This window comes from Klebsiella sp. KPN54798 (assembly GCF_021184225.1).
In the GTDB taxonomy this organism is placed as follows: domain Bacteria; phylum Pseudomonadota; class Gammaproteobacteria; order Enterobacterales; family Enterobacteriaceae; genus Klebsiella; species Klebsiella pneumoniae.
Genome location: NZ_CP089234.1, coordinates 1,139,372 through 1,163,689 on the forward strand (window position 1 = coordinate 1,139,372; position 24,318 = coordinate 1,163,689).

Below are 24,318 nucleotides of genomic sequence, written 5' to 3' on the forward strand. Positions count from 1 at the left end.
ATATTAAACGTATAGCCAGGAATAAAATATGAATGCGCTGCGGGGCATTTTACTGAAAGTCAAAACAACCAGCAAGCTCACAGCGAGAAAGAGGATTAATTAACGTTTTGCCCCACGTCGGGTTGTATGTCCCGGTGTTTAAAAATAGGATGAATGCCCTGGCTCGCGCGGCGGATACTGTGACTGATGCGGCCGGTCACTCTGGCATGAAAACCGATAACTTTAAGGATGGCGAAATGAGACTGACGGTGGGGCTGGCGCTGACGCTGGCGATAATGACCTGCGGCGCCCAGGCGCGCGATATGCAATCCATCGAGCACAGCGGTGAACTGAAGGTGGGCGTGCCGGGCGATTACGCGCCGCTGGCGTTTCGCAATGCCGCCGGCGAACTGCAGGGCTATGACGTGGACATGGCCCGCGATCTCGGGCGCACGCTCGGGCTGAAGGTGAGCTTCGTCTACACCAGCTGGCCCGCGCTCGCCGCCGATCTGCAGGCGGACAAGTTTGATATTGCGATGGGTGGGGTTACCGAGACCCCGGCGCGCGCGCAAGCCTTCGCCCTCAGCCATCCGGTGGTGGCGAACGGAAAAATCGCCTTAGCCAACTGCCAGGCCGCCCCGCGGCTCGGTTCGCTGGAAAAAATTGACCGTCCGGACGTGAAAGTGATCGTCAACCCTGGCGGCACAAATCAGAGTTTTGTCGATGAACACATCAAGCAGGCGCAAATTATTCGCGTGCAGAACAATGTCGATAACCTGCAGGCGCTGCGGCAGAAAACGGCCGATATGATGGTGACCGATCTGATTGAAGGCGACTATTACCAGAGCAAAGAGCCCGGCGTGTTCTGCGTTGCTAACGAAACACCGTTCGCCGGTACCGCCAGCAACAAGGTGTATATGATGAGTAAAGATAACCCGGCGCTGCTGGAGAAAGTGAACCAGTGGCTGGATAGCCAGGACAAAGAGGTTCTCAAACGGAAGTGGAAAATTCGCGGTTAACCGCGGCGGCGCGCCACCGCCGGCAGACACGCCCGGCGGTGGCTATCGTCCACGGTTAGCGCTGCGACGACAGGGCCTGTCGCGCCAGACCGCGGAAGTAGCAGGCGTAGCCCAGGGTGGCGGTCAGGCACAGCATATAGCCAAACGACTCGCTGCCTTCCTCGACCGTATTTTTTACCACCCGGGCGTAGTTCTCTTCCAGCACGGCGTACCACAGGCCGTGCATGCCAAACAGCCGCGAGAAGACCAGAATCGCCAGCAGGCCGCTAATCATCATCCCGTAATACGGGGTGCGGGTATACTCCGCCAGCTGCGACAGGGTCTGACGCAGATGGCGCAACGGCAACAGCAGCGACCCCGCGGTGGCCAGCAGGGCAAACCAAACCCAGCTGCCGTGGGAGAGTATATCAAACAGGCCATCCAGCTCACGGATCAGCATGGCGAGAAAGAAGCCGCCGATGAGGATATTGCTATAGCGCAAGTGGGCATATTTCCGCGCCAGCAGCAGATGAACCAGCACGATAACGGCCAGCACGCTCTCCTGGACCACTTCGGTGAGCGACACCTCCGGGATGTCGTTGCCAAACACCCGAATATCCACCCACAGGCAGAGTACCGCGAGGGCGGCCGCGACCGCCGCGCCGAAAAAGAAAAGCAAGCTTCGTAACAGAGACATTAACACCATAACTTATGCTTAAAACAAATATCATAAGTTCTGGGAATACATGTTCCTGTTCACTTTGTGCGACTTTGCGGCTGTTTTTTAACATTTTGCGCTTTTTAGCGCCCGGGAAGGCGGCAGGGGAGGGGGCTCCCCTGCATAAAGGGGATTCAGAGAATATCATCCACCACGCCGCCATCGACGCGCAGCGCGGCGCCGGAGGTGGCTGACGCCTGCGGCGAGCAGACGTAGACCACCATATTGGCGACCTCTGCCACCGAGGCCGCCCGCTGGATCACCGAGCTCGGACGATGGGTCATGACAAACGCTTTCGCCAGTTCCTCCAGCGACTGACCGGTTTTCGCCACGTCGTCTTTCAGCATTTCGGCAAAGCCGTCGGAAATCGTTGGCCCTGGCAGAACGCTGTTAACGGTCACTCCGCTGCCTGCGACATATTTCGCCAGGCCGCGGGCCAGCGACAGCTGCGCGGTCTTGGTGACGCCATAGTGGATCATGTCCGCCGGGATATTGCGCGCCGATTCCGAGGAGATAAACACCACCCGCCCCCAGCCTTTGTTGACCATCGCCGGGAGCAGCCCTCGCGACAGGCGCACGCCGGACATGACGTTGGTCTGCCAGTAGTTGTCCCAGGTCGCGTCGTCGGTGGCGTAGAAATCCTGCGGGCCATAGATCCCGGCGTTATTGACCAGAATATCGACGCCGGTCACGGCCCGCAGCAGCTGCGCTGCGCCGTCGGCGTCGCTGAGGTCGGCGATGGCGGGGCGCGCCTTCGCGCCCGGCACCTCATTTTGCAGCCGGGCGATCGCGGCGTTCACGCTCTGCTCGCTGCGCCCGTTAAGGATGACCTCTGCGCCGCTCTCCGCCAGGCCTTTGGCGATGGCGAAGCCAATACCCGCCGTGGAGGCGGTGACCAGCGCGACTTTTCCCGCTAAATCAATCTTCATGTTCCTGCCTTCTGGTTGTGGATCTCCTATTAAGCGTAGCAGCGGCGATATAGCCGGGGATCAGTAACCGGCGTGCTTATTGACCAGGTTCTTCAGCGGCAGCCCGCGGCGCTGGCGCTGAATGTTCTCCAGCAACTGGCGGGCGATCACCTCGGCAGAGGCCGCAGAGGCCATATGTGGGGTGATGACCACCTGCGGATGGCGCCACAGCGGATCGTCCGCCGGCAATGGCTCCTGCGGGAAGACGTCGAGCACCGCCCCGGCGAGCTGGCCGCTCTCCAGCGCCGCCAGCACATCCTCATTGACCATATGCTCCCCGCGGCCGCAATTGATCAACACCGCCCCGGCGGGTAGCCGGCTGAACAGCGGCGCGGCGAGGATACCCCGGGTCTGCGCGGTGAGCGGCAGGAGGTTAATCAGCCCGTCAAGCGACCCGAGGAAGCTGTCGAGCGCCTCCTCGCCGCGATAGCAGGTGACGCCAGCCAGCTGCTTTTCACTGCGCGACCAGCCGGAGACCCGATAGCCGAGGCGGGCCAGCTGGTCGGCGATATAGCCGCCAATTTCGCCGAGCCCCATAATGCCGATATGGAAGTCGGCGGCGGCGCGCTGGGGATAGAGCTTCCAGGTTTGGGTTTGCTGGTGGGCCAGCGCCCGGTCGAAATGGCGCTGAAACCACAGGACGCTCCACAGGGCATATTCGAACATGCCGTGGCGAAAATCTTCATCGATCACCCGGCACAGCGGGATCTCGCTGGCGAACAGCGCGGGCGGCAGATGATCGACCCCGGCGGACGCGGCCTGGATCAGCTTCAGCCCCGGCGAACGGGTCAACAGCTGCGGGTCCGGGAACCAGCAGCTGGCGTACTGGGCGTCGCGCGCCGCCTGGTGATGGGGCAGAAGCGCCGTGACGTCGGGAAACTGCTGCAGGGCGGCGCAGATATCGCGGGCGAAATCCGCGTCGTTACAATCCACCACGATAGTGATATCAGACATAGGCGTTAGTCTTTGTAAGAGGTATCGAGACGGTCAAGACGGCGCAGCCACGCCTGCCAGACCTGTTGACGTTCATGCTCCACGCCCATCAGCTGCTCGCAGGCGTGCTGGCTGAGGTGCGGGGCGATGGTGTGGATCGGGCTGAGGGCCGCCAGCTGGGCGGCGGCCATCTGGATTTCGCAGGCGCGGTTCAGGTAGTACATGATGTAAAACGCGTCAGCCACGGTGCGGCCCACCGACAGCAGGCCGTGGCTCTGCAAGATCATGGCGATATTATTCCCCAGCGAGCGCTGGATACGCGCCCGTTCGTCGAGGTCAAAGGCCACCCCTTCATAGGGATGGTAGCCGACGCGCTGGTAAAACTCGGTGCTGATCTGGTTGAGCTGCAGCAGGCCATCCTCGCAGGCGGCCACCGCCATCCCCGGCAGCGTATGGGTGTGGATCACGCAGTGGGCGTCTTCCCGGGCCATATGCACCGCGCTATGGATGGTAAAGCCCGCCGAGTTAGCCGGCGCGTCGCCCGCTACGACCTTGCCCTGCATATCCACTACGATCAGGTTGCTGGCGGTGACTTCGTCAAACATCATGCCGAAGGGATTAATTAAAAAACGCGGCTCGCCGTCGCCGGGCAGGCGCACGGAGAAGTGAGTGTAGAGGGTATCCTCCCAGCCGAACAGCGCCGCCAGCCGGTAGGCGGCGGCCAGCTGCTGGCGCAGGTGTTGCTCAGTTGCCATTTAGCGTACTCCCATAAATTCACGGATTCGTTGCAGAGAAGGCGCCTCCAGCGGGCTGCGGATCACCTGCGGGGCGATATCGGCCTGCACCACGCCGTTCTCCATCAGCACCACGCGGTCGGAAATCGACAGGGCGAAGTCCATCTCGTGAGTGACAATCAGCATGGTCATGCCTTCGCGGGCCAGCGACTGAATGACCTTCAGCACTTCGCCTACCAGCTCCGGATCCAGCGCCGAGGTCGGTTCGTCAAACAGCATGATGTCCGGCTTCAGCGCCAGCGCCCGGGCGATCGCCACGCGCTGCTGCTGGCCGCCGGAGAGCTGTCCGGGGTACTTGTGGGCATGGGCCAGCAGGCCGACGCGGTCGAGCAGCGCCAGGGCCTGCTCGCGGGCGACCGGCTGGTCCAGCAGCTGGTGATAGCGCGGGGCCAGCATCACGTTGTCGAGCACCGTGCGGTGGGGGAACAGGTTGAAGCTCTGGAAGACCATGCCGATGCGCCGTACCCCGGCGCGCATCTGGCGTTTGTCGACGATGGCTCCGCCCTTAAGATAGTCCTCGCCGTAGAGAATGATCTCCCCGCCATCAAGGCTTTCGAGGGCGTTGATGGTGCGGATCAGGGTGGTTTTGCCGGAGCCGGACGGGCCGATGATGCTGATCACCTCCCCGTTCTCCACCTGCAGATCGATGCCTTTCAGCACCTCATGCTGCCCCCAGGATTTGCGAATGCCCCGCAGATCGAGCGCCGGCGGCGCGCCGTTGACGGCCGGGGTGTTGCTCTCTTCGCTCAGCGCCGGCAGGCTCTGGCGCAGCGCCTGGCATTCCGCCTCGCTGAGGGTTTGCGGACGCTTACGCTGAATATCGAGACGATTTTCCAGCGCCCGGAACAGCCAGGTGAAGACGGTAACCACCATCACGTAGTACACCGCTACCGCCAGCAGGGTCTCCATCACAAGGAAATTCTGCGCATACAAGCGCTGGCCGGTGAGCAGCAGCTCGGGTAAGGAGACCACCGACAGAATCGAGCTCAGCTTAATGATGGTGATGTATTCATTGATCAGCGTCGGTTGCGAGATGCGAAACGCCTGAGGGATCACGATCAGCCGCTGGATGCCGATAAAGCTGAAGCTCAGCGCATGGCCTGCCTCGCTCTGCCCCTTGGCCACCGACAGCAGCCCGCCGCGGTGGATCTCCGCCATATAGGCCGCCTCGGTGACGGTCATCGACACCAGCCCGGCGATAAACGGCACCCCGAGCAGCGGCTGGGTCACCGGAAACAGCTGCGGCAGGTTGTAGACAAACACCAGCAGCACCATCAGCGGCACGCTGCGAAAAAACCAGATATAGAGTTCGACGGGGATCTTGACCCAGCGCGGCGCCGAGAGCTTCGCGCAGGCTAACAGAAAACCGACCACCAGGCCGATCCCCCAGGACAAGGTGCTGATTACGATGACAGTCACGCACGCCTGCCAGAATGCCCCAATGCTAAACAATGAAAAAAAGTATCCCCAATCGAACGCCATACTGACTCCTGTTGCGCAGTGCTTATTGTCTTAATCGATGCTTTCTAAGTTGTATTTTTTGATCAACGCGGCATATTGGCCGTTGGCCTTCAGCGTGGCCAGGGTGGCCTTGATCGCCTCCGCCAGCTCGGTGTTGCCTTTGGCGACGTAGATCCCCAGCGGCAGCGGGTAGACCAGGCGCGTAGAGCTTATCGCCAGGCGGCCGCGGCTCTTGTCGACGATGATCTGCGCTGCCGGGGCAATCTCAAGCTGAGCGCCGATGTTCTTCGACAGCAGCGCCTGGGAGGCTTCCGGCGCCGTCGGGAACTCCTGAATGGTGATGGCCGGTTTGCCGTTTTTCAGGCACCACTCATCGGAGTGTTTTTTCAGGCTGGTCACCCAGGTGGTGCCCGCCTGCAGACCGACCTTCACACCGCACAGCTCATCTTCGGTTTTCGGCTGCACCGCGCCGCCCTTCAGGGCGATGATCGACGCGCCGGAGAGGGCGTAAGGGATGGCGTCGGCCTGTTTCTGGCGCTCCGGCGTCACGTACATCCCGGAGATCACCGCGTCATATTTCTTGCCGATGCCGAGGATCAGGCTGGTGAACTTGGTGTCGATCAGCTGCGGTTTGGCCTGCAGATGTTGGGCGATCAGCGCGGCAAACTCCGGGTCGAGACCGACGATATTGTTATTGCTGTCATAGGACTCAAACGGCGGGTAGGTGACCTCCATCCCCACCTTAAAGACGCCCTCGGTCAGCAGTTCCGCCGCCTGGGTGACAGGGGAAAAACAGGCGCTGACGGCAAGGGTAAGCGCGACACGGCGCGAGATTATTTTCAGGGTGCTAGTCATCATGGATCCTCACGGGTGGTTAGGGGGTTTTTTGCTGTGCCTGTTTTTTCAAATGGCCAAACGTATTGGTGCCGCGCGCGCGCTCCGGTAGCTGAAGTTCACCGCGATTGACCTTTTCGCGCAGGTAGCGATAGGTTTGCAGGGCCTGGCTCCACATATGCTCTCCGATGCTGAGCTCCTGATATTCACCGGCTTCGCCGGCGGCGAGAAAAGTCGGCAGCGGACGGATCAGCGTGTGGTAATCGCAGGCGAAAAACAGCGGGAAGGAGTACCGCTCCTGCGGCACTTTGCGCACCCGGTGGGCTGTAGCAACAAATGTGCCAGCGCTGAGCACTTCCAGCATGTCGCCGATATTGATCACGAACGCCTCTTCTCCGGCGGCGTTCTTGACGGGAGGTGCATCGATCCACACGCTTTCTTCATTGAGAACTTCAAGGCCGGGCTGGTCGGCGAGCAGCAGGGTGAAGCACTCATAGTCGGTGTGTGCACCAATTCCGGGAACATCTTCGACGCTGGCGTCGAACGGGTAATGGATCAGCCGCAGCTTAGCCGGCGGGCAGGTCACCATCGGTTTGAAATACCCTTCCGGCAGGCCGAGCGCGAGGGCGAAAGCGTCGAACAGACGGTGGCCGAGGGCGAAAACCGCGTCGTAGTAGGCCAGCACCCGCGCGCGGAAATCCGGCAGATCGGGCCACTCGTTGGCGCCGATCAGCGGCGTACCGGCGAGCACCAGCGGATGGTCATCCGCTGCCTGGAAGCCGATATCGAAAGCCTCTTTATGGTCCGGCTTGCCGGAGCCGTAGATCTCTTCTCCTTCCGGAACGTAGCCCTTATGGCTTTTGGAGTGGCCGATGTAATAGTTCATCTTCTCCTCCATCGGCAGGGCGAAGATCTGCTTCGCCGCCTCGCGGACGCCGGCGATCAGCGCCGGGTCGATGCCGTGGCCGGTGATGTAGAAAAAGCCCACCTCGCGCGCCGCGCGGCCGATGGCGTCGGCCACCGCCTGACGCCTGGCGAGGTCATCGCCGGCCAGATCGCGGATATCAATGGTCGGGAGTTCAGTAAAAGCGTGCTTCACGGCGGTCATGGCTGCGGTTCCTGTTCAGTGAGCGATAAAAACTGCTGAAAGTGGGCCTGCTGGCGCGCGGCCATCCAGGCGTTGAGCGACCAGAGATCGGCCACCGGAACGTTGGTGAACGGCAGATGGTGCAGATAGCCGTCGGCGCCAAACTCCGGGGTCAGCGTGGTCTGCGGGTAGCCGCGCTGGCGCTGCGAACGCCAGATTTGCTGCCAGAAGCGCTCGGCAAAGGCCAGCGCCGGCTGATACTCAGGCGCCGCCGGGTGCGGCACCTGCGGCCCCTGGTCGTAGCCCACCCGGGCCTGCACGTGATGCACGCGGTCGATAAAGGCGCTGAAGTCATCGCTGGGGTCATCCAGCAGGCGCTCACTGACCACCACCCAGTGGCTGATGTCGGCGGTAAAGCGCAGCTGGGGGAGCTGCTGAATGATCTCCAGGGTGAGCCACGGGCTGTACAGCGAGGTGGCGCGATGGGTTTCAAAGCTGCAGGTCAAACCAAACCCGGCGGCCAGCTCGTGCGCCTTGCCGAGAAAATCGACCTGCTGCGCCAGCGGCCAGCGATCGTTGCCCGCCAGCAAATTGACAAAGCGCGGGTTGAGGCCGCTGGCCTCGGCGAAGCGGGACTGCAGGCGCGCCAGATGCTGCTCGGGCGTTTCATGCTGGGCGGGGAGCACCCCGCCGCCGCTGAAAAGAATGGCGATATACTCCAGCCCCGACGCCTGCAGGCGGTCGGCGAGCTGCCGCCGCTCGGCCACCGTTAACGGCACGCGGGCTTCGATACCGCAGCAGCCGACACGCTGCAGTTCATCCAGCGTTTGCGGCCAGGGGGTCGTCACTCCCCAGAGGGTGCGAAAGCATTTCAGCTCCATGGCGGCTTCCTCAGGCGTACTTCACGCCGGGCAGGACGCAGAGCATCTCGTACAGCAGGTTGGCCGCCAGCTGGGAGGTATTACCGCTCACGTCGTAGGGGGGCGAGACCTCGACCAGATCGGCGCCAATCAGATTCAGGCCGCGGCAGCCGCGGACGATCTCCAGCGCCTGAATGGAGGTCAGACCGCCAACTTCCGGCGTCCCGGTTCCTGGAGCCCAGATGGGATCGAGGCTATCGATATCAAAGCTGAGATACACCGGCCCGTCGCCCATCTGCTGGCGGACTTCGGCCATCAGCGGCGCCAGCGAGGTATGCCAGCACTGCTCCGCCTGCACCAGGCGAAAGCCCTGGTCAACGCCCCACTGGAAGTCGCCGGCGGCATAGCCCTGGGCGCGCTGGCCAATCTGCACCACCCGTTTGAGGTCGAGCAGTCCCTCCTCAACGGCGCGGCGGAAGGTGGTGCCGTGGGCGATTTTCTCTCCGAACATCTCATCATTGGTGTCGGTATGGGCGTCGACGTGGATGAGGCCCACCGGACCATGTTTTTTGGTCAGCGCCCGCAGGATCGGCAGGGTAATGGTGTGGTCCCCGCCGAGGGTCAGCGGGATCAGCGGATAACTATTCAAACCGGTGTAGTAATCTTCGATAATTTGCACCGATTTGAGCAGGCTGTAGGTATTGATCGGCACATCGCCGATATCAGCCACCGACAGCGAGTCGAACGGCGCGGCGCCGGTCGCCATATTGTACGGACGGATCATCACCGATTCGGCGCGAATATAGCGTGGTCCGTAGCGCGTGCCCGAGCGCTGCGAGGTGCCGATATCCAGCGGAATGCCGACAAATGCCGCGTCAAGTCCCTGTAAATTTTCGATAAACGGCAGGCGCATCATTGTGGCGCGTCCGGCGAAGCGTGGCATCTCATTGCCACCCTGCGGTTGGTGAAAGAGGTTATCCATGTCTGCTCCTGAATCTGACGGATGAAACGTAACAGGAGAGATAGTGCGCAACCCGCGCTGGACTTTACATCGTCTGGCGTAAATACTCAGTTCATTTATTGGTGAACTAAATACGATGCATCACGACGCCAGCCTCAATATTCGCCAGCTGCAGGTTTTCGAGGCGGTGGCCCGCCTGGAGAGCTACAGCCGGGCCCAGCAGGAGCTGGGTATTTCGGTCTCCGCCATCAGCAATGCCATGTCGCAGCTGGAGGGACAGCTCGGCTTCACCCTCTGCCAGCGCGGGCGCGGCGGCTTTTCTCTGACCGAGAAAGGTCAGCAGTTTTTACAGCAGGCGATCCGCGTACTGAGCGAACTCAATGAGCTGGAGCGGCAGTCGGCGCTGCTCAAAGGGGAGCACAGCGGCACCCTGTGCATCTCGACGCTCGACTCCATCGAGACCGAAACGGCGCTCTCGCTGCCGGTGGTTCTGCGCAGCTTCAGCGACAAATTTCCCCATGTGCATATCAAACTGATTATCCGCACCCCGGCGGAGCAACAGAACGGCGTGCTGAACAACCATATCGACCTGGCTATCGGCAGCTACAACTCGCAGGTGCATAACATCATCAGCGAGCCGCTGTACCGTGAACAGCACTGGCTCTACTGCAGCGATCTGCACCCGATGTTCTTCAGCCGCCAGCTCGATAAAGAGCAGATCAGCCAGTGCCCGCTGGTGACCCGCAGCTACTGGAACACCAGCGATCTCCGCCGTCGGGGCTTCAGCAAAGGGAGCGCCACCGTCGAGACCGTCGACGCCCAGCTGCTGCTGATCCTCTCGGGGAAATATATTGGCTATCTGCCGGAGCATTACGCCTGGCCGTGGATCAAAGAGAACCGCCTGCGGGTGCTGCTGCCCAACGAGTTTGGCTTTCAGTCGCCGTTCTCGGCCATCTGTAAGCGCGGGCGCAGCAATGAACCCTATCTGAAAGCGTTCCGCGATCTGCTGAAGAAAAATACGGTAGCGCGGCCGAAGTGGAATTATTAAGCGGGGCGGGCGCTTCCCTGTGCCTGGGTGGTGATTTTCGCGCTTAGCGCGCTGCCCGGCGGGGAGTTTTCCCTGTTCAAAAAACGAACGGCGGCCGGTAGCCCGCCCGGGCTGCGGCTGCCAGGCAACTGCCTCCAGGTTATCCACAGGGTTAGGCGCCGCTGGTGTGGACAGGTCGCGGGCAGCGCAGTGGTTAGCGATTCGCTTTAATGGTTTTTTCCGCAATCGCGATGGTGGAGAGTTTGTGCAGGCAGATCAGCGCCAGACAAATCCCGCAGGCAAACAGATAACTCGCCATACTCAATTTTTGCAGACGCGATAAATGATTAATTCTGTCAATCACCGCCGGGCTGGCGAGGCCTTCATACAGGAAAGGCAGCGCCGTTAAGAAGCCGCCAATAAAATAGAGCACCAGACTAACGACTTCGACAGCCTTACGGTATAACCAGAAGCGGTAACCCCATTTTTTCCATTTGAATATGCTTTTCTCATCATTGACCGAAATCAGATGCTGGCATTTACTGTAGTTATCAATATCGCTGACCGGATTTTTGCATTTCAACAATATCTTTCTTTGCGCCATGGTCAGGTTTTTATCTTTGGTCAGCGCGGCGATACCATATTCGTATGCGATCCGTTGCAGATCGGGGTCGTCACTATTTTTGTGCAGTGCGGCGGCGAATTCACTGATATTTTTGCGCGAGGTGAATATTTTATCTTTGGGAAATACCCAACCTGAACGCACGGCGACAATCTGAATAATCAACGTGATAATCGCTATCGCATATTTGAAAAACTCTGCCGAGAGAATATTCATATCCGTATATTCCTTTCCATGATGAAGGGGAGAAATGAAATATACCTTAGCCATGTGAGCGGAGAGGCGTCAAATATCACGCTGCGCGGGAAGAATATCTTCGGTGATAAGAGATTAGCGTCTGGGGAAAGGGGAAAAAATCCGCCAGCGTAGCCGGCGGAGGGGGCCGGGCAGGGCTTATATCGGCCTCGCCGTCAGGGTCATCATATCGCTGATCGCCTGCTGGCGGTCAAAATGGGGATCGCGGTGGATCTCACTCTCGCCCACCTGCAGCGAGGCGGCCCAGATCTGCTGACAGCGCGGCCGGCGGCGGGCGTCAAAGTGCGCCAGCGCGGCTGCTACGCTGTCGGTCTGCTGCAGCGCTTCGCGCAGCACGATGGCATCCTCAATCGCCATACCCGCCCCCTGACCGAGATGCGGGGTGGTGGCGTGAACCGCGTCGCCCACCAGTACGACCCGCCCCTGATACCAGGGCGCGTCGACGAACAGCTCTTCCAGTGGCTTATAGACCACCTCTTCATTGCTAACGATGTGCTCGCGCAGGCTGCCCGGTAACCCCGCGCCGGGCGGTAGACGACGGCGCATCTCCGCCGCCAGATGGTCGCGGGTGTAGCGGGGGTTATCCGCTTCATGGGAGGTGATAAACAGATACATCAGATTTTCCCCCAACGGCACCAGCCCACAATTGCACCCCTCGCCCATAAAGCACATCAGATGATCCACCTCTGGCGGCCGCGGAAAGTTGTAGCGCCACACGCCCTGGCCGGTAAAGCGAGGTTGATAGCGCTCACCGTAGAGCATGCCGCGCACCCGGGAGTAGATTCCGTCGGCGCCCACCAGCAGATCGTAGCGCCCCTCGCCGCCGCGGCTGAAGCTCACCTCCACGCCATCATCATGCTGACGGAAGGCGTCAATGCTCTCGCCAGTGGTCAGCCTGACCCCCAGCTCCTGCGCGGTGGAGCAGAGTACGTGGTGCAGGGCCAGGCGGGAGATACCGACGTTGGCCGGGAACTGTTCGCCCGCCAGCCGCTCGCCGGGAAAGCTGGCTAACTGCTGGCCGCTCAGGGTATGCACTGAGACGCTGTCAAACGGCCAGGCGGCGTCCAGATAGCGTTCCAACACGCCAAGCCGCTGCATTTCGCGCACAACATTGTTCTGCTGAATGATACCGACGCCGTAGACCCGCCACTGCGGCTGGATCTCCACCACATCGACGGCGACGCCGGCCTGGCGGAGAGCGATGGCGGTGCATAATCCGCCGATGCCGCCGCCAACGATTAATGCGTTATGGATATTCATCGTAGGTGTTTTCTCAAGGGGATAGAGAGCAGGACGTTAACCAACGGAGCAGCACGCTGACTAATCGCGATAAAGAATGATCGCTATCGCAAAAAACAATATCGCCGTGGAAATTGAAAACAAAAAGTTGCAGAAAAGTTAAATTAAGCCACAGGATAAGCACGCCATTTCTCGCCGGGGGACCCATGCGTTATCAACATCTTGACCTGAACTTACTGGTGGCACTGGATGTGTTACTGGATGAACAGAACATTACGCGCGCGGCGGGCCGGTTGCATATGACCCAGTCTGCCACCAGCGGGGTACTCAACCGGCTGCGCACCTACTTTGAGGACGACCTGCTCACCCAGGTGGGCAGAAAGATGCGGCCCACGCCGCTGGCGGAAGAGCTGCGGGAGCCGGTTCGCGACGTGCTGATGAAAATTCAGACCTCTATTGCCCGCCGGCCAGTGGATGAGCCGGCAACCAGCAAGCGCCATTTTCGCATTATGGCCTCGGATTATGTGATCAACGTGATGTTGAAGGATGCGCTGCAGGCGGTACATCAGGAAGCGCCGAGTATGACCTTTGAGTTTTTCTCGCCTGACGCCCAGTCCACCGGCATGCTCAACCGCGGCGAGCTGGATATCATCGTGGCGCCGGAACGTTTTATGGCCGCTGACCATCCTGCCGAAGCGCTGTTTGACGAAGAGTTTGTCTGCCTGGCCTGGGCGGACAATCCCCACACCGGCGAGACGCTGACCCTCGACGCCTGGCAACAGCTGGGGCACGTGTCGGTGGTCTTTGGCCGTGAGCGGCAGCCGGGGCTGGAGGGCAATCTGTTTGCCGAGTCGGGGCTAAGTCGTCGTATCGAGGTGGTGACTCACAGCTACCATTGCGTTCCGCAGCTGCTAATCGGCACTTCGCGGATCGCCACGCTGCACCGGCGGTTGGCGGAACAGTACGCGGCGATGCTGCCGCTGCGTCTTTTCCCGGTCCCGGTGACCCTGCCGATGATGCGCGAATTTATCGGCTGGCACCGCTCGCTGGATAACGATCCTATCTTCGGCTGGCTGAAGGCAAAAATCGTCGCCAGCGCAAGCTAACCCACGGGTATTGCTTCCGTCGATACCTGACATCCTGAGACATGATTGGTCGCCCGCAGGTGCTTTATGTGACAGTGCCTGCGCTAAAGCGACTGCGACTGAATGTTGAAGGATGACCCTATGTTTCGCTATTTCCCTAAAAACTATGTCTGGAACCTGTCGGTGGATCTCTCCATCGAGATGGGCGCCCGCATCGGTGAGATCGAAGAGATGTGCGCGCCGCTGCTGGCCGCGTCCGAGCATCCCGACGCCGAAGGCACCCGCGCGTTCCGGGAAACCTGGTCCCGCATGGCCGATAAATTATGCGCGCTGGCGGGCGAAGATGAAGCGCGAGGACGGCGGCTGTCGGCGGGAGAGAAGTATCTCCGGGCGGCCAACTATTACCTGACCTGCGAGCGCCTGCAGGCGCATGGCGCGCCGGACCGCGATGCGCTGTACCGCCGCTTTCTCGATGTCTTTGCCACCGGGCTGCACCATACCCATGCCAACTGTCAGCGGGTGACTATCCCCTACGAGGGTAAAACCCTGTCGGCACTCTACGTCCGCGCCGAAGGAGTGACCGGCCGTGCGCCGCTGCTGGTGCAGGTCAACGGCCTCGACTCCACCAAAGAGATGAAATATCTGGTGGGGTTACCGCAGTGGCTGGCACAGCGCGGGGTCTCCTCGTTGGTGGTCGACCAGCCGGGGACCGGTGAAGCGCTGCGTCTTCACGACATGAAGGCCCGCTATGACAGCGAGCACTGGGCCAGCCGGATCGTTGACTGGCTGGAGCAGCACCCGGAGGTGGATGCCGGGCGCATCGGCATGGAAGGCGTCTCGCTGGGCGGCTATTACTGCCCGCGGGCGGTGGCGTTTGAGCCGCGTTTCGCCTGCGGCGTGGTGTGGGGGGCGAATCACGACTGGCGTGAGGTACAGCAGCGCCGCCGCGAACGCGAAGGGGATTTTCCGGTACCGCACTACTGGCAGCACGTGCGCTGGGTGTGGGGCGGCGAGGATATCGACGCTTTTATGCGCCTTGCGGAGAACGTCCATCTCGACGGCGTCCTCGACCGCATACGGGTGCCTTTCCTCGTCACCCATGGTGAAAAGGACTCGCAGATCCCGGTGAAATGGGCGCAGCGCACCTACGACCAGCTGGTGAACAGCCCGCGCCGCGAGCTAAAAATTTTCACTGACCGCGAGGGCGGTGTGCAGCACTCCAGCTTCGACAACTCGATTAACGCCGGGCACTACATCGCTGACTGGGTGGCGGAAACCCTCGGCGGCCGGGTGGCCTGAACACGCATAAGGAACAACCGCGATGAATATTCTTGGCCCGGATTATCTGGTATTTGGCGTCGATGACCTGGCGGGTTGCCGGCAATTTCTTCTCGACTACGGTTTACGCGAGCAGGAGAACGGTTTTTTTAGCGCGCTGGATGGTACCGGGGTGCTGCTGCGGGAGCGTGACGATCCGTCGCTGCCAGCGGCGCTGCCCAGCGGCAGTCAGTTGCGGGAAACCGTCTATGGCGTGGCGGATAGCACCACGCTGGAGGTGATTGCCGAGACGCTGCGCCGCGATCGTGAGGTGAAGCTTGGCGCCGACGGCGTACTGCGCTGCGTCGATGATGCCGGCTTTGCCCTTGGTTTTCGCGTCAGCCAGCGCCAGCCGCTGCAGCGGGAAGGGGAGAAAATCAATGCCCCGGGGGATCTCGCCGGGCGGCCGGTCAACCAGACGGGGGCCAGCGCTGACATGGCGGCAGAGCCGCGTTCGCTTTCCCATGTGGTCTATTTTGTGCCGGACGCCGCGCGCGCTGAAGCCTTCTATCAACGGCTGGGCTTTGTCTGTACCGATCGCTTCACCCACGTCGGCCCCTTCCTGCGGCCCGCCGGCACCCAGGATCACCATACCCTGTTTCTGATCCAGGCTCCGCCGTTTATGACCGGTATTGAACACTTTACCTTCCATCTCGGCGGCCCTACCGAGCTGATGATGGCCGGTAGCCGCTTTCAGCAGAAGGGGTATCAGACCTTCTGGGGGCCGGGGCGCCATCAGCTGGGATCGAACTGGTTCTGGTACTTCAACAGCCCGCTCGGGTGTCATATCGAATATGACGCCGATATGGATCAGCACGACGATCACTGGCAGCCGCGCGAAGCGCTGCCGGGGGCCGATAACTCACAATACTTCCTGCTGGGATATCGTGAGAAATGGGCCCCCGGTCCGGATAACGCCCGCTGATGGTTCGTCTGTGCCGTGCCGACAGTCTGGCCGAGGGCCAGGCACGGGGATTTGACCCTACGGGCTGCGGGCAGGCGACGGTAATTGCCTGCCGCTATCAGGGAACACTCTATCTGTGGCGCAACCGCTGTCCGCATCTGGATACCCCGATGAACTGGCGGCAGGACGCTTTTCTCAACGCCCGGGGCGACCGGCTGGTCTGCTTCGCCCACGGGGCGATTTTTATGCCGGACAGCGGCCTTTGCGTGCAGGGCGCCTGCGCCGGCCAACGTCTGAGTCCGCTGGCTGGCGACGTGGACGCCGACGGCTGGCTCTGTCTGCATGAGGAGGCAGGTCATGAAACTGGCAACACGAGATAACGGTGAACGCGACGGCTGCCTGGTGGTCGTCTCGCACGATTTGACGCTGATGGCCGATGCGGCGGATATCGCTCCGACGCTCCAGCAGGCGCTGGAGCTGGCCCCGCGCGTCTGGCCTGCGCTGCAAGCGCGCTATCAGGCGCTCAATGCGCGCCGCTACCCGGCGGCACAACCCTATGATCCCTGGCGTCTGCTGGCGCCGCTGCCCCGCGCCTGGCAGTGGCTGGACGGTTCGGCCTTCCTCAGCCATGGCGAGCGCATGCAGCGGGCCTTTCATCTGCCGCCGATTGCTGGCGCCGACCAGACGCCGCTGATGTATCAGGGCAGCGGGGACGACTTTCTTCCCCCTCACGCCGGGATAAGCTGCCGCCGGGTCGAGGATGGCCTCGACTTTGAGGGCGAATTCGCGGTGGTGGTCGACGAGGTGCCGCAGGGCTGCTCGCCGCAGCAGGCGCTGAGCTATATCCGCCTGATCGTCTTGCTCAACGATATCAGTCTGCGGACGCTGGCGCCGCGCGAGATGCAGACCGGGTTTGGTTTTATTCACGCCAAACCCGCCTCGGCTTTTGCGCCGGTGGCCCTCACCCCGGATGAACTGGGGGAGGCCTGGCAGCATGGGCGGGTGGCGCTGACGCTGCAAGTGACGCGCAATGGCGAGCCGTTTGGCTGCCAGTCTGGTAGCGAGATGCATTTCCATTTTGGCGAACTGATTGCCCATGCGGCGCAGACCCGCCGCCTGCGCGCCGGGACGGTGGTGGGCTCCGGCACGGTGTCCGGGCCGGACGCCAGCCGCGGCGCCAGCTGTATCGCCGAGGTGCGGGCTATGGAGATGCTGGCCCACGGCGAGCCGCGCACGCCGTTTTTATCCCCGGGTGAGCGGGTGACGATGGCAGCCCACGCTCCCGATGGCCGGCCGCTGTTTGGCGTGCTGGATCAACACGTTGTGATGTTAATGGAGTAAACCATGATCAATCTTTTACAAGGGCGTCGGCTGGTCGATCTTTCCGTTACCCTGGATAACAATCCCTGGACCGATCCGCCGCCGCTGCTGCCGAACATTGAATATCAGGATCATCTGCAGGGATGGCCGGAAATGGCGGCGATGTTCCCGGGACTGGAAAAATCGCAGATGCCGGGAGAGGAGGCCTGGGCCTCCGAGCGCCTGACCGTGACGCCGCACAATGGCACCCATATGGACGCCCCCTGGCACTACAGCTCGACCACCAACGGCGGCGAACCGGCGTTTGGCATCGATGAGCTGCCGCTGGAGTGGTGCCTGCGCCCCGGCGTCCGGCTGGATTTCCGCCACGTCGCCGACGGGGCGATCCTGCAGCCGGAGGATCTGCAGCGCGAGCTGGCGCGGATAGGCTATTGCCTGTCGCCGCTGGATATCGTGTTAATCAATACCGCAGCCGGCGCCCGCTACGGCCAGCCGGACTATCTCCAGCGCGGCTGCGGCATTGGTCGGGCGGCGACGCTGTGGCTGCTGGAGCAGGGCGTACGGGTTGTCGGCACCGACGCCTGGAGCTGGGATGCACCCTTCCACTTTACCCGCGAACGCTTTCAAGCCAGCGGCGACGCCGGGCTGATCTGGGAAGGACATAAAGCCGGCAGGGAGATCGCCTATGGGCAAATGGAGAAGCTGAGCAACCTGGAGCAGCTTCCCGACCACGGCTTCTGGGTGAGCTGCTTTCCCTACAAGATTCGCCGCGGTTCGGCCGGGTTTATCCGCGCGGTGGCGATTGTCGACGCCTGAACGCCTGATACTGTGGATGGTTATGTTAATTTAATGTGAATGCATTGTGTTAATTGTGATAGCAATCGCAGTCCACGCCACCTGCATCCGGTAGGGTAGAACGGTATGTGTGCTGAGTTCGCTAATGCGTTGTCAGCCAGTATGCCGGGGCGCAAAACGCCTTTCTTTATCGATAAAAAATAGAACTGTAATTCATATTCTAAATAAAGGGCAGTGACGGAGAGCGGAAGATGGTGATGCACAAGGTTTCAGCAATCCCGCGCGAGGCGGGGGCCGTACAGGCGATGTTATTGATGTTGGCTGCCCTGCTGCCGATCATGGGGACGTTGACCATGCTGCCGGTGATGCCGATCCTGTTCAGCCATTTTGCCGCGCAGCCGCACGCTCAGCTGTTGGTGCCGATGATCATCACCTTACCGGCGGTGAGCATGGCGCTGCTGGCGCCGCTGGCCGGAATGGTGGGCGATCGCCTGAGTCGTCGCCGTCTGCTGATCGCCGCCACCGGCGTGTACGCGGTGTTTGGCCTGCTGCCGGTGATGCTCGACGATCTGCATACCATTCTGCTGGCGCGGCTGGTGATGGGCATCGCCGACGCTTTTATCCTCACCACCGCCAATGCGCTGATTGGCGACTACTTTGCCGGCGAGGCGCGCAGTAAATGGCTGGCGGTGCAGAGCGGCATGGGGTCGGTACTGTCGACGCTGATTGTGCTGGGCGCTGGCCTGCTGGGAACCCTGGGTTGGTATGGGCCGATCTATTTGTATGCCCTGGCGATCCCGGTCTTTATCGGCCTGTGTCTGTTCACCGCTGAACCGGCACTCCGCCATCGCGCGGACAATATCGCTGACGAGAAGGACGTCGCTTTTCCGCGGCGCAAAATGGCGGCGATCGGCCTGATTACCCTTGGCAGTGCGATCCTCTACTTTCTCGAGCCGCTGCAGATAAGCTTGGTGTTCAGTCAGCTCGGGCTGACCTCCAGTAGCCAGATCGGCATCGCTACCGCCATGGCTGGGGTGGGGGTACCGTTGGGGGCCTGGCTGTATGGCCGCAGCGCGAAGCAGCGTATCGACAGGCAGTTTTTGCTGTTTTACGCCATTTTTGGTTTCGGCCTGCTGTTTATCGCTGTGGCCCGCAATCCGCTGGCCGGCGTGGCGGCCGGGTTCGTCGCGCAAATCGGTAACGGAATGCTGATCCCCCTGATGCTGGCCTGGATGATGAAGACCCTGCCGGCGCCGCATCGCGCGACGGGGATCGGCATCTGGCATACCTTCTTTTTCCTCGGTATGTTCATCAGTCCGGTTCTGATGACCTTGCTGAATGGTGTTACCGGCAGCCTGCAGCACAGCCTGTTGTGGTTTGCGCTGTTGACGCTGGCTATCGCCGGTATGACGGGCATCGCCAGCGCCCGGATGGGGGGCCGCCGCGCGCTGGCCCGCTAATTTCACCTGACGACGATATCACCATACGCCCGCCGGCCTCCCGGCGGGAACGGGAGGCCATTATTTAAAAAAAGCGTACACCTTATTTAGCGTTAACTTTCAGCCTAATTAATCCCTGTTAATAAACGTATTGTGACGAATTTATTTTTCACGATATGGCGCATCTTACCTGCAAAAAATAAAAATGAGGGTTTATTATGAGTCTCTGCTGTACCGACGTAAGTAAGAAAATAATTTTTCCCCTTTCGGCGCTGACGCTGGCGATATTCTCCAGTACCGCGCTGGCGGATACCTGGACCTGTGAGCAACTGGATAAACTCAATACCCGCTCCGCGCAGGTTGTCAGCCCTCCGTCGACCTGCGAGTCGCTTATCGGCGATATTGGCGGCTTTCGCAGCGCGCTGGCCGACCGTGGCTGGGGCGTCCAGTTAAGCTGGAACCCGATGGTGATGTACGATCTGAAAGGTCAGTCCGCCAACCCGCAACAATATGCCGGGCAAAGTTTTACCTGGTCGCAAAATATGTCTTTGAACGTCACCTACGATTTAAGCCGAATTGGCTTTACTAAAGACGCACAATTTACTTTCTCTCCCCAGTGGGCGACCTCGAATTATCATGACAGTTATCCGGAACTGCATAATATTGCGGTGCTGGCGGTGAACCAACCCTTATTAAACGGCCAGCTGGAGCTGCAATATGGTTTTTATCCGTTAATTCGCCAGTTTTACGGCATGGTGCTGGGGGGCAACTCTTCATCAGCCGCGCTGGGGCCGACCAGCGTGATCCCGGTGCAGGTGGGGATCAGTCTTAACGCGCCGACGCCGACCTTCACCGCCATCGTCCGCGATAGCGAAAAGAAGTTTTATAACAACTTTGCCGTCAGCCGCAGTATGTCGCCTGCCGGACACCTCGACGATGTGGAGCAGAACCCCTCGGGCCTGAAATGGCACGTTGATGGCGCCAACCCGATTCTGGTGGATGAGTTTGGCTTTAAGCAGCCGGCGGGCGAGTCGCAGCGCTCGCTGTGGTTCCGTGCCGGGGCAATCTACAACACCTCGCACTACCAGTATTTTGACCAGCCTGGTGACAGCAGCAATAACTACGCGTTCTATGTCGCCAACACTGTGCAGCTGACCCAGCCGAAAAAAGGGCTTCCGCTGGGGCTGTATCTTGATGTGAAAGCGGACTATGCTCCGGACGATCGCAACGCTTACACCAGCGACTTCCAGGTCACCTTCTTTGATATCGGCCTGTTTCCCGGCCGCGAGCAGGATATGACCTCGCTGGGCTATACCCGATCCTTTATCAGTAAAAAGTTCCGCGATTATGTCGGCGAGGCCGGGATGGAGGCGCCGCAGAGCATCAACGCCATCTCCCTGTCGCACGCTCTGCGCCTGACCAAAGGCATTTACTGGATCAACGGTATCACCTGGCAGGATAACCCGACGCTGGTGCCGAAGCATGAGTCGGCGGTTCTCTGGCAGTCCTCCATGTACTGGAACTTCTGACCACAGACCACCTGAGGATTTTAACCCCGCCCGCCGGTACGCTGCCGCCGGGCGGTTTTTTTCGCGAACCGGTTGGCGCATGGACAAAAAAAGAGGGTCGGCACGTTGCCGACCCTCTTTGCCATCGATCCGGACTTAGCCCCGGTGGCTGATTTTCCCGTCGGGGGTCAGCACGAAATCGAAGGTTGCCCGGATATCGTCGCTGGCGAAACCCACAGCCAGATGCCAGGGGCCGCTGGCCAGTTGCCATTCCTGGGCAGGCACCTGCCAGCGCTGCAACGCGTGACGCGGCAGGTCAAGAGTCAGGGTGGCTTCGTCGTGCGCCGGGACGCTGACTGCCGCAAACTCCGCCAGCGCCGACCACGCCGTCTGCGGCCCCCGCAGGTAGAGCTGGACCACCGCTTTCCCGTCGCGGGCGGCGCGGTTTTGCAGCTGGCAGCGCAGCTGCAGCCCGTCTACCTCGTCGCCTGTCAGCGCGGCGGCAGTGAGGGTGATATCGGCATACCCCAGACCGTGGCCAAAGGCCCAGGCGGCGGGACGTTCGCGGGCGCTAAACCAGCGATAGCCGACCTGTTGGCGCTCGTGATACCAGAGATCGCCCGCGGCGTCCGGCGTCAGGCTGCGTACCGGATAGTCATCCAGGCGCTGGGCGAAGGTGACCGGCAGGCGACCGCCAGGTTCACGATCCCCGGCCAGCACCGAGGCCAGCGCCGGGCCAAACTCCTGGCCCGGATACCAGACGACCATCACCGCCGCCGCGTCGGCGAGACACCCGGTATCCACCGGATGGGCAACGTTCAGCACCACCACCGTCCGCGGGTTCGCCGCGCAGACGGCGCGGATCAGGGCGACCTGATGCGCCGGCAGCGCGGTGGCGTCGCGGTCGATGCTTTCCAGACCGGCATCGGCCGTTTCGCCAATCACCAGCACCACGTTGTCGGCCGCCCGGGCATGGTCGACCGCCTGCTGCAGCAGATCGATGGTTTGCGGGGGCTGGCAGCCAAACCAGATGCCGTGGGCGATACTGCTACCGAGCGCCATCTCGGCCCGGAAGGTCAGGGATTCCCCGGCCTGTAGCGGAAATTCAAGGCGAGTATGGGGGGCCTGCATCAGCTTGCCCATGATATCCCCGTCCAGCGCCTCGCCATTGAAGATCGCCACGCGTTCGCCGTTCAGCTGCAGGGCGACCTCCCCGGTGCCGCCGATCCAGAAGCCGTAGCGGCCGCTGACCGGCGCGGTGAACTGGCAGCTTACCGTTACGGTGGCGCGTTCGGTCAGGCGCAGCATGTCGCCGACGCCCGGCATATCGCGAAACCAGATCAGCGAGGAGGCATCGCGCACCTCCCGGTGAACCACCTCCCCGGCGGCGGTGGCGTAGGCAACGTCCAGTCCGCGTTCGCCGGCGGCGGTGCGCAGCGGCAGATGATGCAGAGGCGGGATGCGATAATCGCTCTCTACCCCCTGGGCATAGCTTATCTCGACCCCGGCGGCGGAGAAGCGCTGACGAATGGCCTCTAGAGGGGAGATCAGTCCCGGCATCAGCGCCACTCTGGCAAAGGTCCCGCCCTGGAAGCAGGGCGTCGTGGCGTTGGGACCAATCACCGCCAGCCGCTGTCCCGCCTGCGCGTCGAGAGGCAGCAGCCGCTGGCGATTGTGCAGCAGGACAAACCCCGCCGCCGCCGCTTCCTCCAGCGTGTGGCGCCGCTGCGCCTGGGCGGCCGCTGAGCTATCCCAGGGCAGGGGATGGCTGACCCGTTCGGCCAGCCGCGCCAGCCGGGCCGCGGCATCGTCGAGACGCCGGGCATCGCTGTCGGTATCCATCAGCGCAGGCAGCAGGTGGTCGCCCATATGGCGGGCCGGGCCCGGCATCTCCAGATCCAGTCCGGCGCGGAAGCTGGCCGGGCCATTCTGGGTGCCGAACCAGTCGGACATCACCAGCCCGTCCCAGTCGAGATCGCGCTTCAGCCACTGGCTGATGGCCTGATACTGCTCGGCGCAATAGATCCCGTTCACCCGGTTATAGGCGGTCAGCATGCCCCAGACGCCGCGACTGGCCGCCACTTCGAACGGCCAGAAATAGACTTCGCGCAGGGTGGCTTCATCGACGACCACGTTCATGGTCCGCCGATCGGTTTCTGAATCGTTACAGACCATATGTTTGACGATGCAGCCCACTCCCTGGCGCTGAACGCCGTCGATCCACGCCGCGCCCAGCTCGGCGATATGCCGCGGGTCTTCGCCAAAAAGCTCAAACGCGCGACCGGCAAGAGGGCTGCGCAACAGGTTCAGGTTAGGCGCCAGCAGCGCCTGCGTCCCGGTGCGCAGCGCCTCCTGACCGATGACGCCGCCCACCCGGCTGACCAGCTGGCGGTCCCAGCTGGCGCCAAGCGCCAGCCCGCAGGGGCTGAGCAGGGCAATATCCCGCTCGTCAACCCGGCCGCCGGTGATCCCCATCGGGCCATCGGACAAGGTGACCGATCCCAGCGTGGAGTGCGGGATAGGGTGGGTAGACCACATCCCCATCCCGGCGGTGAGCCGTACTTTTTCGGCAACGCTAAGCGACAAACTGAGCGCAGGCATTGGCATGTCTCCGTAAGAGGGCGTCAGGGGTGAAGGCCAGCGCCTGTTCGGCTACGGTGGCCAGCGCGCGCTGGACCGCGTCGTCGGTGCAGCGGCCCTCGCTGTCGAACAGCGACACGCCAGCGGTGTTGAGGGTCACCCCCAGCGGGGTCGGCCAGCCGCGCAGGGCATGAACGATACCGCGCATGGCGCCGAGGGTGGTGTTGCATCCCTGCCAGCCGGCGGCGGTAACGATGCAGCCCACCGCCCGGCCATCGAGATAGACCCGGCTGTCGCCGCGCAAATCTTCCAGCAGGTCGATGGCATTTTTCACCAGGCCAGACACGCCGCCGTGGTAGCCCGGCGAGGCCAGCAGAATGCCGTCAGCCTGGCGCACGGCTTCCACAAACGCTACCTCCTGCGGCGTACGGGTGGTCACTTCCGGGTTAAACGGCGGCAGGGCCGCCAGTTCAGCGCCGCCGAACAGCTGGGTTTGCGCGCCGAGCGTGCGGGCATGGGCCAGCGCGGCAGCGAGGGCGCGCTCGGTGCTGGAGCCCGGGCGGGTAGTGCCGCCGATACCGATCAGCAGCGGCGGGCGCGAGAAAACAGGCTTATTCATAGCAGGATCTCCCGG

At 61.7% G+C, this 24,318-nt stretch carries 23 protein-coding genes; 10 read left to right on the plus strand and 13 right to left on the minus strand.

Translation table 11 applies throughout. From position 1 onward, the window contains the following. The first annotated feature begins 149 nt into the window (after positions 1-149). Positions 150-998, plus strand: coding sequence for a transporter substrate-binding domain-containing protein (locus LPQ25_RS05645; protein ID WP_015875104.1), 849 nt, complete (start codon positions 150-152; stop codon positions 996-998). Between the two features lie 55 nt (positions 999-1,053). Here LPQ25_RS05645 and LPQ25_RS05650 read toward each other — a convergent pair whose 3' ends face one another. The 9 genes from LPQ25_RS05650 to speB form a co-directional block, all read right to left on the minus strand. After that, a complete protein-coding gene (locus tag LPQ25_RS05650; protein ID WP_048336849.1) occupies positions 1,054-1,674 on the minus strand; it encodes a hypothetical protein in 621 nt (206 codons plus the stop codon). A 155-nt stretch (positions 1,675-1,829) separates the two neighbouring features. Further along, on the minus strand, positions 1,830-2,624 hold the full coding sequence (locus LPQ25_RS05655) for an SDR family NAD(P)-dependent oxidoreductase (RefSeq protein ID WP_014907068.1): 795 nt from the start codon (positions 2,622-2,624) through the stop codon (positions 1,830-1,832). A 60-nt stretch (positions 2,625-2,684) separates the two neighbouring features. Further along, positions 2,685-3,617: a 2-hydroxyacid dehydrogenase gene (locus LPQ25_RS05660; RefSeq protein WP_014907069.1), complete on the minus strand. Its 933-nt coding sequence runs from the start codon at positions 3,615-3,617 to the stop codon at positions 2,685-2,687. 5 nt (positions 3,618-3,622) lie between these two features. Next, positions 3,623-4,351, minus strand: coding sequence for a class II aldolase/adducin family protein (locus tag LPQ25_RS05665; protein ID WP_004180964.1), 729 nt, complete (start codon positions 4,349-4,351; stop codon positions 3,623-3,625). Next, positions 4,352-5,872, minus strand: coding sequence for an amino acid ABC transporter permease/ATP-binding protein (locus LPQ25_RS05670; RefSeq protein ID WP_014907070.1), 1,521 nt, complete (start codon positions 5,870-5,872; stop codon positions 4,352-4,354). It abuts the gene before it with no gap. A gap of 30 nt (positions 5,873-5,902) precedes the next feature. Further along, the gene (locus LPQ25_RS05675; protein WP_004180963.1) at positions 5,903-6,706 is read right to left on the minus strand and encodes an ABC transporter substrate-binding protein; all 804 of its coding nucleotides are present in this window, start codon (positions 6,704-6,706) and stop codon (positions 5,903-5,905) included. A gap of 19 nt (positions 6,707-6,725) precedes the next feature. After that, on the minus strand, positions 6,726-7,793 hold the full coding sequence (locus LPQ25_RS05680; RefSeq protein WP_004180962.1) for an isopenicillin N synthase family dioxygenase: 1,068 nt from the start codon (positions 7,791-7,793) through the stop codon (positions 6,726-6,728). Further along, positions 7,790-8,653, minus strand: coding sequence for a sugar phosphate isomerase/epimerase family protein (locus LPQ25_RS05685; protein ID WP_002914200.1), 864 nt, complete (start codon positions 8,651-8,653; stop codon positions 7,790-7,792). The genes LPQ25_RS05680 and LPQ25_RS05685 overlap by 4 nt, the downstream gene beginning before the upstream one ends. 10 nt (positions 8,654-8,663) lie before the next feature. Beyond that, on the minus strand, positions 8,664-9,614 hold the full coding sequence (speB, locus tag LPQ25_RS05690; RefSeq protein ID WP_041168934.1) for an agmatinase: 951 nt from the start codon (positions 9,612-9,614) through the stop codon (positions 8,664-8,666). Between the two features lie 115 nt (positions 9,615-9,729). Here speB and LPQ25_RS05695 point away from each other — a divergent pair, with 115 nt between their 5' ends. Continuing rightward, positions 9,730-10,641, plus strand: a complete 912-nt coding sequence (locus tag LPQ25_RS05695) for a LysR family transcriptional regulator (RefSeq protein ID WP_014907073.1) — start codon at positions 9,730-9,732, stop codon at positions 10,639-10,641. A 193-nt stretch (positions 10,642-10,834) separates the two neighbouring features. Here LPQ25_RS05695 and LPQ25_RS05700 read toward each other — a convergent pair whose 3' ends face one another. Further along, the gene (locus LPQ25_RS05700; RefSeq protein ID WP_014907074.1) at positions 10,835-11,458 is read right to left on the minus strand and encodes a hypothetical protein; all 624 of its coding nucleotides are present in this window, start codon (positions 11,456-11,458) and stop codon (positions 10,835-10,837) included. A 177-nt stretch (positions 11,459-11,635) separates the two neighbouring features. Continuing rightward, entirely contained in the window at positions 11,636-12,757 is a 1,122-nt protein-coding gene (locus LPQ25_RS05705; RefSeq protein WP_048336806.1) for an FAD-dependent oxidoreductase, read from the minus strand. A 185-nt stretch (positions 12,758-12,942) separates the two neighbouring features. Between LPQ25_RS05705 and LPQ25_RS05710 the strand changes: the two genes are divergently transcribed. The 8 genes from LPQ25_RS05710 to LPQ25_RS05745 all read left to right on the plus strand — a co-directional run bounded on the left by LPQ25_RS05710 (position 12,943) and on the right by LPQ25_RS05745 (position 21,125). After that, a complete protein-coding gene (locus LPQ25_RS05710; protein WP_014907076.1) occupies positions 12,943-13,842 on the plus strand; it encodes a LysR family transcriptional regulator in 900 nt (299 codons plus the stop codon). A 120-nt stretch (positions 13,843-13,962) separates the two neighbouring features. Beyond that, on the plus strand, positions 13,963-15,120 hold the full coding sequence (locus tag LPQ25_RS05715) for an alpha/beta hydrolase family protein (RefSeq protein ID WP_014907077.1): 1,158 nt from the start codon (positions 13,963-13,965) through the stop codon (positions 15,118-15,120). 22 nt (positions 15,121-15,142) lie between these two features. Next, positions 15,143-16,063 (plus strand): VOC family protein, encoded by a 921-nt coding sequence (locus LPQ25_RS05720; RefSeq protein ID WP_014907078.1) that lies wholly within the window; start codon positions 15,143-15,145, stop codon positions 16,061-16,063. Beyond that, complete coding sequence (locus LPQ25_RS05725) at positions 16,063-16,422, plus strand: Rieske (2Fe-2S) protein (RefSeq protein ID WP_014907079.1); 360 nt, start codon at positions 16,063-16,065, stop codon at positions 16,420-16,422. The genes LPQ25_RS05720 and LPQ25_RS05725 overlap by 1 nt, the downstream gene beginning before the upstream one ends. Further along, the gene (locus tag LPQ25_RS05730; protein ID WP_014907080.1) at positions 16,400-17,383 is read left to right on the plus strand and encodes a fumarylacetoacetate hydrolase family protein; all 984 of its coding nucleotides are present in this window, start codon (positions 16,400-16,402) and stop codon (positions 17,381-17,383) included. The genes LPQ25_RS05725 and LPQ25_RS05730 overlap by 23 nt, the downstream gene beginning before the upstream one ends. Before the next feature lie 3 nt (positions 17,384-17,386). Further along, entirely contained in the window at positions 17,387-18,178 is a 792-nt protein-coding gene (locus tag LPQ25_RS05735; protein ID WP_014907081.1) for a cyclase family protein, read from the plus strand. A 236-nt stretch (positions 18,179-18,414) separates the two neighbouring features. Further along, positions 18,415-19,617, plus strand: coding sequence for an MFS transporter (locus tag LPQ25_RS05740; protein WP_223274101.1), 1,203 nt, complete (start codon positions 18,415-18,417; stop codon positions 19,615-19,617). 197 nt (positions 19,618-19,814) lie between these two features. Beyond that, on the plus strand, positions 19,815-21,125 hold the full coding sequence (locus LPQ25_RS05745) for a carbohydrate porin (RefSeq protein WP_014907083.1): 1,311 nt from the start codon (positions 19,815-19,817) through the stop codon (positions 21,123-21,125). 135 nt (positions 21,126-21,260) lie between these two features. Here LPQ25_RS05745 and LPQ25_RS05750 read toward each other — a convergent pair whose 3' ends face one another. Then, positions 21,261-23,705, minus strand: a complete 2,445-nt coding sequence (locus LPQ25_RS05750) for a glycoside hydrolase family 3 protein (protein WP_014907084.1) — start codon at positions 23,703-23,705, stop codon at positions 21,261-21,263. Further along, a complete protein-coding gene (locus LPQ25_RS05755; RefSeq protein WP_014907085.1) occupies positions 23,680-24,303 on the minus strand; it encodes an NADPH-dependent FMN reductase in 624 nt (207 codons plus the stop codon). Before LPQ25_RS05755 ends, LPQ25_RS05750 begins: the two co-directional genes overlap by 26 nt. Positions 24,304-24,318 lie beyond the last annotated feature (15 nt).